14 protein-coding genes are annotated in these 12,961 nt (G+C 45.8%); all 14 read right to left on the reverse strand.

Annotated features, from left to right (window positions below; all coding sequences use genetic code 11):
- Window positions 1-8: 8 nt before the first annotated feature.
- The 14 genes from OIU26_RS14670 to OIU26_RS14735 are packed head-to-tail and all read right to left on the reverse strand — an operon-like array spanning window position 9 to window position 12,918.
- Window positions 9-1,553 (reverse strand): chemotaxis protein CheB, encoded by a 1,545-nt coding sequence (locus tag OIU26_RS14670; protein ID WP_264217241.1) that lies wholly within the window; start codon window positions 1,551-1,553, stop codon window positions 9-11.
- A 31-nt stretch (window positions 1,554-1,584) separates the two neighbouring features.
- Complete coding sequence (locus OIU26_RS14675; protein WP_264217242.1) at window positions 1,585-2,472, reverse strand: MinD/ParA family protein; 888 nt, start codon at window positions 2,470-2,472, stop codon at window positions 1,585-1,587.
- Window positions 2,469-3,914, reverse strand: a complete 1,446-nt coding sequence (gene flhF, locus OIU26_RS14680) for a flagellar biosynthesis protein FlhF (protein WP_264217243.1) — start codon at window positions 3,912-3,914, stop codon at window positions 2,469-2,471. Before flhF ends, OIU26_RS14675 begins: the two co-directional genes overlap by 4 nt.
- Window positions 3,911-5,944, reverse strand: coding sequence for a flagellar biosynthesis protein FlhA (gene flhA, locus OIU26_RS14685; protein ID WP_040101567.1), 2,034 nt, complete (start codon window positions 5,942-5,944; stop codon window positions 3,911-3,913). Before flhA ends, flhF begins: the two co-directional genes overlap by 4 nt.
- A gap of 23 nt (window positions 5,945-5,967) precedes the next feature.
- The gene (gene flhB / locus OIU26_RS14690) at window positions 5,968-7,080 is read right to left on the reverse strand and encodes a flagellar biosynthesis protein FlhB (RefSeq protein ID WP_264217244.1); all 1,113 of its coding nucleotides are present in this window, start codon (window positions 7,078-7,080) and stop codon (window positions 5,968-5,970) included.
- Window positions 7,080-7,865: a flagellar biosynthetic protein FliR gene (fliR, locus tag OIU26_RS14695; protein ID WP_025677630.1), complete on the reverse strand. Its 786-nt coding sequence runs from the start codon at window positions 7,863-7,865 to the stop codon at window positions 7,080-7,082. The genes flhB and fliR overlap by 1 nt, the downstream gene beginning before the upstream one ends.
- Before the next feature lie 10 nt (window positions 7,866-7,875).
- Window positions 7,876-8,145, reverse strand: a complete 270-nt coding sequence (gene fliQ, locus OIU26_RS14700; protein WP_016820960.1) for a flagellar biosynthesis protein FliQ — start codon at window positions 8,143-8,145, stop codon at window positions 7,876-7,878.
- 37 nt (window positions 8,146-8,182) lie between these two features.
- Entirely contained in the window at window positions 8,183-8,938 is a 756-nt protein-coding gene (gene fliP, locus OIU26_RS14705) for a flagellar type III secretion system pore protein FliP (protein ID WP_016820959.1), read from the reverse strand.
- Complete coding sequence (locus OIU26_RS14710) at window positions 8,935-9,471, reverse strand: flagellar biosynthetic protein FliO (RefSeq protein WP_025677629.1); 537 nt, start codon at window positions 9,469-9,471, stop codon at window positions 8,935-8,937. Before OIU26_RS14710 ends, fliP begins: the two co-directional genes overlap by 4 nt.
- A gap of 12 nt (window positions 9,472-9,483) precedes the next feature.
- Window positions 9,484-9,849 (reverse strand): response regulator, encoded by a 366-nt coding sequence (locus tag OIU26_RS14715; protein ID WP_013370687.1) that lies wholly within the window; start codon window positions 9,847-9,849, stop codon window positions 9,484-9,486.
- 29 nt (window positions 9,850-9,878) lie between these two features.
- On the reverse strand, window positions 9,879-11,192 hold the full coding sequence (fliY, locus tag OIU26_RS14720; protein WP_013370686.1) for a flagellar motor switch phosphatase FliY: 1,314 nt from the start codon (window positions 11,190-11,192) through the stop codon (window positions 9,879-9,881).
- Window positions 11,182-12,180: a flagellar motor switch protein FliM gene (fliM, locus tag OIU26_RS14725; protein WP_013370685.1), complete on the reverse strand. Its 999-nt coding sequence runs from the start codon at window positions 12,178-12,180 to the stop codon at window positions 11,182-11,184. The genes fliY and fliM overlap by 11 nt, the downstream gene beginning before the upstream one ends.
- Window positions 12,181-12,223: 43 nt before the next feature.
- Window positions 12,224-12,697, reverse strand: coding sequence for a flagellar basal body-associated FliL family protein (locus OIU26_RS14730; RefSeq protein ID WP_013370684.1), 474 nt, complete (start codon window positions 12,695-12,697; stop codon window positions 12,224-12,226).
- Window positions 12,694-12,918 carry a flagellar FlbD family protein gene (locus OIU26_RS14735; RefSeq protein WP_013309896.1) on the reverse strand — a complete coding sequence of 75 codons (225 nt, stop codon included), beginning with the start codon at window positions 12,916-12,918 and terminating at the stop codon, window positions 12,694-12,696. The genes OIU26_RS14730 and OIU26_RS14735 overlap by 4 nt, the downstream gene beginning before the upstream one ends.
- Window positions 12,919-12,961 lie beyond the last annotated feature (43 nt).

Genomic DNA, 12,961 nt, shown 5'->3' on the forward strand with positions numbered 1-12,961 from the left:
CACTCCGATTATTTCACAACTTGTACAAGCTTGGGGGCGATCTCCTGCATTGGCAGAAGGTGGCGCACACATTTTAATTCAACTGCTGAGCGGGGCATTCCGTACACTACACAAGTCTCCTCATTTTCAGCAAATGTGGATTGAACCCCAGCGTCATAAAGCTTTTTCATCATTTTAGCCCCGTCGCTCCCCATTCCAGTAAGCAATACTAGATGTCTTTCCAGTGAGGTTAACGAGAGCAGTGATTCGAACATCGTATCTACGGAAGGACGGTGACCATTGCGAGCCTCCTCCATCTTCAGTGACACAGTGTATTTACCACCGGCTCCAGGCACAATTCTTAGCTGATATCCCCCTGGAGCGATGTAGGCTGTTCCCGTCTCCAGCGTCATCCCCTGCTCAGCCTCCATCACTCGAAGTGGACTCAACGTATTCAACCGTTGGGCTAGCGAACGAGTGAAGTTTGGCGGCATATGCTGAACGATAACGATTGGAGCTGGAAAATCCCCAGGAATGCGCTCCAACAGCGTCTTCAGCGCCCGTGGTCCGCCCGTAGAACATCCGACCGCCACCAGTTTTCGAAAGCTGGACGTGTGCACACCTTTTTTAAGTGACAATCCCTTTGGTGCGGCTGGAGCTGTAGGTGCTGTTACCGGAGGCGTTGTAGCCGCAGGAGTGGAAGAAGCTGATGAAGTTACCGTCTTCCGTGATTCCGGCTTGACCAATCCTGCTTTATCCTTACCCTGCATCGATTTGCCAGCGGTCGGATCAGAGCTCTTCAGTTGTCCCGACGTTATTCCCGTACCCATGGACAAGTCTTCTTTCTTCTGCACATGAGGTGCTTGCACTGGTTTCCTTGGCTGAACAGCTGGCTTGTCTATGCGATCAGCTGTAGCAGCTGTTCCAGACAGCTGTTTTTTAGTTTCCTGCTTGGCAGCTGTTGGGACGGACTTCCCAGCATCTTTCTTTGGCCGAGCCGATGCAGCAGGTGGAGAAGCAAGCGGAACAACAGGAGGCTTGTCTGCAGAAGCTTGACTTCCAGCTCGTTTCTCAGTCACAGCCTGTCCAGGTGGCTTTTCCATTGGCGTTTTTTTCGCTTGTTCCAATGCAGCTTTGCGTTCATTAGCTTCCTTGCGCTCCAAGCGGCTGCGTACTGCTTGCATAGCAGTATGCATCTGTTCGAGCAATGCCTTGCTCACCTGCTCAATATCTTGCGCATGAGCAATGGAAGGCTTTCTTATAAAATCGAAAGCCCCTGCCTCCAAAGCCATGATGGTCTCCTTCATGCCTTGTTCATTGATGCCTGACAGCATAATGACAGGTAGCGGATGGGCTGCCATAATCAGTGGCAACGCTTCAAGACCATTCATTTCAGGCATTTCGACATCCATGGTGACCAAATCAGGCTGCAATTCTTTCACTTTCTCTACAGCCTCTCTGCCATTGGCGGCTGTACCTACGATGTTGAACGACTCATCCCTTACAATTAGATCTGTAATAATTTTGCGCATAAAGGCCGAATCATCTACAACCAGCACCCGGTAAGCACACATGTTAAACACCCCTGTTTCCTCTCATCAAAAATCAATGCATAGAACGCCGCAACCATTTTTGCATAAATCCTTTAATTCCACTCAATGCACCTGATTGTGGAACCTGTGGCATTGCTGCAAAACGGTGTGCCAGATTCAGTACATCTCTTGAAGCCGTACATCCCGGAAAAGCAACCATAAAAGGTACTTGTCTTTTGACTGCCTGCATGACATGAGTATCGTCACTGATATGTCCAAGCAGCGGGATTTCGATCTCCAAAAAGCGTTTCGCAACTAGTGCGATCTTATCAGCAACTTGACGGGCCTCATTATCGTTATCGGCACGATTGACTATAATTTTGAATACCGTATCTTTCTGCAACCCGTTTACGACTTTAATTAGTGCATACGCATCTGTTAAGGACGTCGGCTCTGGGGTGGTTACTACCATACATTCGTCAGCTGAAGTGATAAATTTAAGATTTTCCTTGGATAAACCTGCACCTGTATCAAAAAGGATATAATCCATGTCTGCTGCCATTTTTTCTACTTCTTCGGCAAAATAATTCAGATTCTCATCTGATAAGGCAAACAGTTCGCTTAAGCCTGAACCTCCGGCAATATAAGGCAAACCACCTATACCCGTTTGAATAATTTCATCAATGGATTTTTCACGTTTTAACAGATGAAGAAGATTGTATTGTGAGTGGGCCCCCATCAACACATCAATATTAGCCATACCGATGTCAGCATCAAACACAAGTACCTTTCGACCAAGAGATTGCAGGGCCAAAGCAAAGTTCAGCGTAAAATTGGATTTGCCCACCCCGCCTTTACCACTGGTAATCGTTATAATTTTTGCGTGACGATTACGCGGGGGTAATCGATATTTTTCTAAGGATGGAGCCATCTGTCTAAGTGATTGGGCTTGATCACTCATATGGAATCTCCGATAACTTCTGGTGATCCTTGGGCTCCAAGCAGCATATTTGTCACCATTTCTGCATCGGGATGGAGCAGGTCGTCAGGAACATTTTGTCCATTAGTAATATAGGCCAACTGCATCGGAAACTGGTGTAAAAGATTAAACATTCCGCCATAACTGCCTGTCTCATCCATCTTGGTAAATACAACCTTACCAAGACCAAACTTACTGAAATGGCCAGTTATATTGAGCATGTCCCTACTTTTGGATGTTAGGCTGAGTACCAGATACGTCTCACTTTCATTAATAGGTGAAAGCAGGCTTTGCAGTTCTGATACAAGCAGTTCATTACGATAATTTCGTCCCGCGGTATCCATGAGGATCAAGTCACAATGTTCCAGACGTTGAATAGCCCTTTGGACGTCACCGGGAGATTGCACAACTTCAAGCGGTACATTCAAAATCGTAGCATATGTACGCAGTTGCTCGACGGCTGAAATCCGGTACGTGTCAGAAGTAATAAATCCAACTTTGCGATGATGCTTGAACAACTGTTCCGCTGCCAACTTCGCAATGGTTGTCGTTTTTCCTACTCCGGTAGGGCCTGCAACATACACAATTTTGGTATCTTGGGAAATTCCTTTATCCAGTCTTGTCTGTATAAAACTGGTCACTTCCTCACGAAAGGCTTGTTCCCAATCAAAAGTTTCAGGTGCAAAAGGGTGCTCACTTCGACGGACATATACCTGTTCGATCCAATATTCCAGTAAATCACGTTCCACTTCCTGTTCCAACACATGCTCACAAATCTCTTGCAGCGCCTCCGGCCAAGTACTTTCCATCGAAGAGTTTCTGGAAAACCGAGTCATCATCGCTTTCATTTCCCGTAATTCATTAAGCAAAGCCTGATTTTCCTCAGCTCCACTCTTGTCTGGAACACTTGCTTCGATTGGCCGTTTATGCAGCTCACTGGATGATTTCAGGTTCGAAAGCAATACTTCTTGATCAAATGCCTGAGATATAGTCTCCAGGTTATTAGCAGACCTAGGCGACAAATGCTCAGTTGCTGATGCAGCTTGTTCTGTATTAACCGTTAATTCAGCTTGTCCTTCTTTGGAACTACCGGCTATCTGTTGTGTAACCCGTCGATAAGCTTCTGGAGCTGCTTGTCTGGGGACCACAGGGAGTAATGGTTTTTCCGGCTTCTCAGGGGTGTTCATTAGAGGCGAAGAAGCCTGGGCAAGCTGGTGTGACGAGCGTTCAGCCCGCCGAGGCTTTGGAGGTTGCTGCTCCTCAACTGCAGCAACCACTTCAATTTTCTTTTTACTGAACATCCCCATAAAACCGCCGACCTTCACTTCCTTTGTACTTAAAATGACGGCATCTGTTCCTAAGTCACCCCTGATTTGCAGCATGGCTTCTGGCATGGTATCCACTACATATCGTTTCACCCTCATAAGTTCACCACCCCGACACTTTGAATTTCAACGTTCGGCTCCAGCTCACTGTACGACAGCACCGGGACATCCTGCATCGTCCGCTCCATCACTTGCCGCAAATACATACGTATTGTCGGTGACGTTAACACAATAGGCTGCTGTCCAGATTGAATCAGACGGTTGATTTGCTCCATCATCCTTTGATACACCGTTTGCGTTGACACCGGATCAAGAGCCAAATAGCTACCTTGCTCCGACTGCTGCACGCTCTCAGCAATTTTCTTCTCCAATCCTGGTCCCACAGTAATAACGCGCAACGTTTCTCCCTGCTGTGCAAATTGCTGCGTAATCTGACGTGATAACGCTTGGCGAACATATTCAGTCAGCACGTCTGGATCTTTTGTATAAGTACCATAGTCAGCCAGTGTCTCGAATATAGTCACCATATCGCGTATAGAGATTTTTTCTTTCAACAGCTTGGCCAACACTTTTTGTACGTCCCCAATCGCAAGCACAGAAGGAATAAGGTCGTCCACCAGCACTGGGTAATTCTCCTTGAGATTGTCAACCAGCGAACGTGTTTCCTGTCTGCCAAGCAACTCATGGGCATGTTTCTTGATCGTCTCTGTTAGATGAGTAGCTACAACTGAAGGTGGATCAACTACCGTATAACCTGACAGCTCAGCAACATCCTTGGTGTTCTCGTCAATCCAGAGTGCAGGCAATCCGAAAGCCGGTTCTGTCGTTTCAATCCCTGTAATAGAGTCGTCGTCGTATCCCGGACTCATAGCCAGATAATGATTCAACAACAGTTCTCCGCCGCCTACCGTATTGCCTTTAATTTTAATTACATATTCGTTAGGCTTGAGTTGAATGTTGTCCCGAATACGAATGACCGGCACAACCAACCCCAGCTCCAAGGCGCATTGACGGCGAATCATAATAATCCGATCCAGTAAATCACCGCCTTGCTGTGTATCCGCCAACGGAATCAACCCGTACCCAAATTCAAATTCAATCGGATCTACTTGAAGCAAGTTAATGACACTTTCCGGACTACGCACCTCTTCGATTTGTTGCTCCTCCTCCAGCTGTTCATCAGCAATTTGCTTGCGTTCCATATTGCCCTGCATTCTTCGGGCTGCAAAAAACAATAGAATCGCAAGTGGAAGAGTCGTAATGATATGAATAGGCGTGAAAAGGCCCAATAATGCAATGGTGGCAGCCACTATGTAGATCAATTTTGGATATGAAAAGAGCTGTCCGGTTAAATCTTCTGCCAAGTTGCCATCCGACGTAGCCCGCGTAACAATCAAGCCTGATGCGGTGGATATGAGCAGCGCGGGAATCTGGCTGACCAATCCATCACCGATCGTGAGAACAGAATACGTTGACAGCGCTTCTTGAAATCCTTTTCCCTGAACGGCCATACCGATAATAAAGCCGCCCACCAGGTTAATGATCAAAATGATAATACTAGCGATCGCATCGCCTTTAACGAATTTACTCGCACCATCCATAGCTCCGTAAAAATCCGCTTCCCGTTCGATTTTACTACGTCGTTCACGGGCTTGTTGCTCATTAATCAGACCTGCATTCAAATCAGCATCAATACTCATTTGTTTACCTGGCATCGCATCCAATGTAAACCGGGCGCCCACTTCTGCTACCCTCTCCGATCCTTTGGTGATAACAATGAACTGTACGACCACAAGAATGAGAAAGACAACAAAGCCGACGGCAATTTGGCCGCCTGCAATCCAGCTACCGAACGTAGCAACTACTTCGCCGGCATGACCCTCACCTAAAATAAGTTTGGTCGTAGAAATGTTGAGTGCCAAACGAAACAACGTTGTAATGAGCAGCAATGAAGGAAAGATAGAAAATTGTAAAGCTTCCTTCGTGTTCATTGATACGAGCAAAATCATTAAAGCAATAGAAATATTAATGACGAGTAGGACATCCAGCAGCCATGAAGGGATCGGGAGAATCATCATAAGAACGATACCGATGACGCCTGCAAGGACGGTTATATCTTTTATTTTCACGGGTCTCTTGGCCTCCGATCCCTTTATTTCACTTTACCTTTTAATTTATATACATACGCCAGCACTTCGGCAACGGCCTGAAAAAGATCAGCTGGTATCGCATCCCCGATTTCGGCTCTTTGAAACAGCGCCCGCGCCAGCGGCTTGTTTTCCATCGTTATAACGCCGTTTTGCTTGGCAATTTCCTTAATTCGGAGCGCGACATAATCTTGTCCTTTCGCAATAATCTGCGGCGCTTCCATCTCCGAACCGTCATATTTCAAAGCCACAGCAAAGTGCGTAGGGTTGGTGATGATGACATCTGCATTAGGAACCTCCTGCATCATGCGCTGCATAGCCATACGGCGCTGTCGCTCGCGAATTTTCCCTTTGATCAGTGGGTCACCCTCCATTTTCTTGTACTCATCCTTGATGTCCTGTTTGGACATTTTCAGATTTTTCTCATGCTCATAACGTTGATACATATAATCCAATATCGCTAAAATGAACAGCACCACACCAATTTTGAGTCCTAGTTCCATTGTTAAGGAAGCTGTAAAACTCAACATCTGGTCGCCGGACATTTCAGCTAGTTTGGGTAGGTCAGCCTTTGTTTTCCAGAGTACGCTGTACACCAGATAACCAATTACAGTCATTTTTAAAACGGATTTCAGGAATTCAACCAATGACCTCATGGCAAAAATATTTTTGAAGCCTTTAATCGGGTCAATTTTGCCAAATTTGGGTGTAATACCCTCTCCAACCAATAAAAAACCGACCTGCATGTAATTTGCCACTACCCCGATAACAATGGCACCAATAAAAATAGGAGCCAGCATAATTAAGATTTGCACACCATACTCACCCATCATCAGCAGCGTTGTATTCGGTGTTACTTCCATAGACAGCCGATTCACAAAAATATCCCGAAACAAGCGGACCGCATGATCCTTAAAATACCCGCCGAAAATCATGAGGCAAAAAAACGTAACCAGCAGGACACCAGCAGCGGGCAACTCCATACTCTTGGCAACCTGCCCTTTTTGTCTTGCATCCTGTTTCTTCTTGGGTGTAGCTTTCTCCGTTTTTTCCCCTGAGAACAACTGCAGGTTCATAGCATATTTAAATGACAAACTACGTTCCTCCAGACCAGACATTAAGGACGATTACCCATAATATCCAACAAGTTGCGCATGGATTCGAACATCACAGAAAACAATCTTTCGAATATAAAAGCAAAACTTGGCATGAGAAGCAGTAACATGAACAATCCAACAAAAATTTTGAGCGGCACACCAATGACAAAAATGTTAAACTGCGGTGCTGTTTTAGCTAAAAAGCCAAGTCCCACATCCGTTAAAAAGGTAGCTACTACTATAGGAGCAGCAATTTGAAAGGCTAACATAAATGATTCCGCAAAAGAACGCACCAGAAATTCGGTTACACTGCCACCATACAGCTTTATAAAAAAATCATTGGTCAGCGGTACCCAATCATAACTGTATAAAATAGCATTTAGCAGATGATGGTGCCCGTTTATGCTCAAAAAAAACAATACAGCTATAGCAAACTTAAAATTTCCTGTCAAAGGCGATGAAGCTCCTGTCATAGGATCAAGTACATTGGCCATCCCGAAACCCACCTGAAGATCAATAAAAGAACCTGCAGTTTGGATCGCTGTCATAAAGAAATATGCAGTAAACCCCAGCAACAACCCAATCAGCACCTCACGCCCTACTAACAGCACATACGCTACATCGGTCGGCACCTGTTGATGTGTACCATAAGTAAGATACACGACCAAAGCTAGAAATCCTGAAATTCCCACCTTAAAGATATTAGGTACCCCTCGGGTTGAAAAAATGGGGGCTACTACAAAAAACGAGGTAATCCGACAAAAAATCAGCAAAAAAACAGGAAAACTCTGCAACAATATGTTCATAACTTTCAGCCTAACCTATATATTTGTACAAATTGTCCAGAATGTTATACGTAAAGTCCACTAATGAGGTCAATATCCAGGGTCCGAACAAAAGCAATGCCAGCAATACGGCGACAATCTTCGGAACAAAGGCCAGTGTCTGCTCCTGAATTTGGGTTGTTGCTTGGAAAATACTGATGATCAAACCCACGACTAGCCCCAAAATCAGCATCGGAGCACTCACCTTGAGTACAATGTACACCGCTTGCCCAGCCAGGGAAATAATAAACTCCGAAGTCATTGCCGTCCTCCTTGATTGCTGTCCTTGCAGAAAGTATTCATGTATTAAAACTCAGAAGTAATGATTTGACTACCAAATACCAACCATCTACAAGTACAAAGAGCAGTATTTTAAAAGGAAGCGAGATCATTACCGGTGGTAGCATCATCATCCCCATAGCCATGAGTGTACTCGCCACTACAATGTCTATAACTAAAAAGGGTATAAAAATCATAAAGCCCATCTGAAATGCTGTTTTCAACTCACTGATTGCATATGCCGGAACCATCACCGTTAGTGGAATATCTTGATAGTTTTTTGGTTTTTCCATCTTGGTGTATTTCATAAAGAGTAGTAGATCCTTCTCACGTGTATGAGAGAACATAAAAGTCTTAATCGGTACTGATGCCTTATCTAGTGCCTGAGACTGTGTTATATCCCCCTTGAGATACGGCTGAAGCGCAGTTTCGTTCATAGCTGAGAAGGTCGGCGCCATAATAAATAAGGTGAGAAATAAGGCCAGTCCAACAAGCACCTGATTGGGCGGCATCTGCTGAGTTCCCAGTGAAGTTCGCACAAAGCCAAGTACAATCACGATACGCGTAAAACTTGTCATAAGTACAAGCAACGCGGGCGCTACACTAATGACAGTAATAAGTAAAATAATAGACAGCGAGGTGGCACCGGGCTGTCCTTTGTCCGAATTGCCGACTTGAATATCAATGTTCGGAATCGGTTCCGCAGAGGCCGCCGTCACCGAAATGAAGCTGAACAAGACAAGCAGCAAACATGCTAGTATAATCTTTTTTCTCATGAATCTCCCGACCGATCTGTAGTATTCTCCTCATTGCGCAACTTTTCAAGTTTATCCTTGCGATTCGGCATCTGCCGAAGCTTGGATTCAAACATCTCATGAAAAGATGTTTCCTCTTCAGTTTGCTGCTGCTGTGCCGCGTTGTTCCGGCGAAGCTTATCCGCAATTTTAGCGAATAGCGGGGCAATTGGGCCGCGCTGCAGAGAAGCTTCCTGCTCCAGTGCGGCCAAAATTTGCTCCACTTCTTCAGGATCGGATACTTTGTCAACAAGCCGGATATCTTCTCCCACACCAATGAGGTACACACTGCTACCAACTTCAACAAGCTGAAGGGATTTATTGGGGCCAAGCCCCACGCCTCCCAGTATGCGAACGGAGCGGTTGCTAAACCAGCTCTGATTTCTTTTACTCAAAAACCGTATCAAGTACACGATCAGTACGATGATAAAGATTAGCACGAAAAGGACCCAAGCAATGTTTCCTATATTGCTGGATGTACTCAAAGCGTCAGAGGCACCCTGTTGTGTATCCATACTGGATGCGCCTTACACACCCAGTGTCTTGTTGATGGCTTCGATAACCCGATCCGATTGGAATGGCTTAACGATAAAATCTTTTGCGCCAGCTTGAATGGCATCAATTACCATAGCTTGCTGACCCATCGCGGAACACATGATAACCTTTGCGTTCGGGTCAATCTGTTTGATTTCCTTCAGAGCGGCAATGCCGTCCATCTCAGGCATCGTGATATCCATCGTAATCAGGTCAGGACGAAGCTCCTTGAATTTTTCAATGGCCTGTGATCCATCCTGGGCCTCTCCTACTACTTCAAATCCATTTTTGGACAGGATGTCCCGAATCATCATTCTCATAAATGCAGCATCGTCCACGATCAAAATACGGTTTGCCATCTGAAATAAATCCTCCCTAAATTATGCTTTTATTGTAATTTTTGAATTCGGTCCCATTGGCTTACAATATCCGTTACACGCACGCCAAAGTTCTCGTCGATTACGACAACCTCGCCCTTGGCAATCAGTTTGTTGTTAACCATAATGTCCACCGGCTCACCGGCAAGCTTGTCCAGTTCAATAATTGAACCTTGTGAGAGCTCTAGAATATCTTTAATTTGCTTTTGGGTCCTTCCTAATTCTACGGTGACTCTAAGGGGAATGTCCATCAATAAATTTAAATTATTTTCATCCACTTGCGGAAATCCACCGGACTGCAAGTTAGAAAATTGTACAGGTTGCACATTTACATTACGTCCCGGTGGTACAGCCCCGTAATGATGAGGTGTTCCATAAGGCACTTGCGGCGGCACACCTGCTGGCATTCCATACCCCGGCGTTCCATACCCTGGAGCGCCCTGCTGCCCATATCCCGGGTCTTGAGGATACATCGGCGGTTGTTGCCCATAGCCTGCATCTTGCGGTGCCTGCGCGGCTGCAGGCGGCTGTTGGTAGGCTGGTGCAGACGGTGGCTGCGGAGTACTAGCTTGTGTCGGCGCTTCAGGAGCAGCTGTTGCAGCTGCCTGCTGTGCGGACGCTTGCGGTTGCTCGTCATCCTCTCCGCCATTCATTAAGATGCTCACCATCTTTTTGGCGAAATTAACAGGTAACAGTTGCATCAGTGTAGAGTCAATCAGATCTCCAATCAATAACCGGAAGGATACTGTAATCAGCGTCTCTTCATCTGGCAGGCTGGATACTCCATCACCGTGCAGAGGATCCAAAATATCAATCCCTGGTGGAGAGATATTAACAAAACGATTAAACATGGTAGACATAGAGGTCGCAGACGATCCCATCATCTGGTTCATCGCTTCCTGCACGGCACTGATGTGAATTTCATTCAATTCTTCATCTGCCGGATTTCCTTCACCACCAAGCATTAAATCCGCTATAACCTGCGCATCACGCTTTTTAATTACAAGCGAGTTAATGCCTTCAAATCCATCGACATAATTTACATGTACGGCTACGTGCGGCTTTGGAAATGCAGTTTCAAATTCAGAACGTGTAATAATTGAAACTTTAGGTGTCGTAATATCCACCTTTTGACCGAGCAGTGTGGAAAGAGCCGTAGCTGCGCTGCCGAACGTTATATTACCGATTTCCCCGAGAGCATCCTGCTCCAGAGAAGTCAGAAAATCGTCAACGGTCTTGCCTGCGGGAGTAGAATCCGTCCCCGCTTCAGACTGTTTCAGCAAGGCATCAATTTCCTCCTGGGACAAATAGTCTTTACTCGTCAATTTCTTCAACTCCTTCGTTGACAATTTCATCAATTTGTACGGCAACACGATCTCTTACCATGCCGGGACTTCCCATAAACTTCAACTTCTCGCCTACCCGGATGGATAGTCCTTCTTTGACTGGCTTGTTCAATGAAATGACATCCCCTACCGAAAGGCCCAAAAACTCAGCTACATTTATCCGGGATTCACCCAACTCCGCAATAATAGGAAGCTCTGCTTTGGTGACCCGTAATCTCAAGGCGTCTATCTCTTCAGGCGCCCTTGATTTCTTTTCGGATGTAAACCACTGGTGCGTGGACAGTCTGGCCATAATAGGTTCCAATACCACGTGCGGGATACAGAGGTTAATCATCCCTGTGGTATCACCAATTTTGGTGCTAAGCGAAATCAGAGCAATCGTCTCATTGGGCGAAACAATCTGCATGAACTGCGGATTTGTTTCCATAGCCTCTAGACGTGGTTCAATGTCCAGTACCGTTTTCCAAGCCTCTTGCAGGCTATCAAAGGTACGGCTGAAAATTCGCTCCATGATCGTCGTCTCGATTTCGGTCAACGCGGTAACCTTGGTTGGTGCCGAACCTGTTCCTCCGAGAAGCCTGTCCAGCATGGCATAAGCTACGTTCGGGTGAACCTCAAGCACCATTCGGCCTTCCAGTGGTTCAGCTTCAAAAATATTTAGAATGGTCATTTTCGGAATGGAGCGAATGAATTCATCATATGGAAGCTGCTCCACCTGAACGACATTAATCTGGACAAAAGTACGAAGCTGTGCTGAAAAATAAGTGGTCAGATACCGTGCAAAGTTCTCGTGTATCCGCGTCAGACTTCGTATATGGTCCTTGGAAAACCTAAGCGCTCTCTTGAAATCATAAGCGCGAACTTTCTTTTGGGTTTCTTCCTTTTTGAGTTCTTCCGCATCCATTTCACCGGACGAGAGAGCTGCTAAAAGGGCATCAATTTCCCCTTGTGACAGTACATCCACCAATGTTATTCACCCCCTTACGTGTTCCTGACAAGATCACCTGGAATCAAATGGCTGCCAGCAAAAAGTCTGTAATTTTGGCGTTCCCCAGGTGACCTTCAGGGAGCGACTTATTGATGAGATCCGTCAGCTTGTCACTGAACTGATCCCGGCCTTTAGCCGTTCTGAGCTCATCAGGTTTGGTGTCTGCAAGTAATTGAATAACGATAGGCTTAATACTAATGTCCTTGATTTTTTCAAAAGCTTCTTTGGCTTTGGCATCGTTCAATTGAAAAGCAAGATTCATCTGCACAATGTAATCTGCGTCTGCCAAATTTGTTTTGATACCGGTAATTTCAGAGCTTACTTCCACCAATTCATCTGCTGACAATCTTGGAAGTTGTTCTGCTTGAGCGGCTTGCGCATTCGGTATGACTTCCGACTTCTTCCCGCTAAGCGCTGGTATAAGTACAAAGGCCGCGCCTGCAATCAAAGTAATCGCGAGTAAAATTGTAATGAGCCATGGCAGCATCTTCTTCATTCGTCTTCCTCCATTTGTTGCACTTTTATCGTGGCGGCATGCATGCCGATTTCACGGCTGTAACCCTTGATCAAGGAGACGACATCTGCCGCTTTTTCCAATACAATCAACCGTTTCCCCGTCACCAAAGTGACGTATGTATCCGGTGTTTCCTCCACAGTCTCAATGAGCAGCGCATTAAGCCACATAGGCGAGCCGTTCAGCCGCGTTAACGGGATCATCGTAACACCAACCTCCTGATAGGTGCGGAGGAGCCTCTACTCC

The organism is Paenibacillus sp. BT-177 (assembly GCF_025846815.2).
In the GTDB taxonomy this organism is placed as follows: Bacteria; Bacillota; Bacilli; order Paenibacillales; family Paenibacillaceae; genus Paenibacillus; species Paenibacillus polymyxa_C.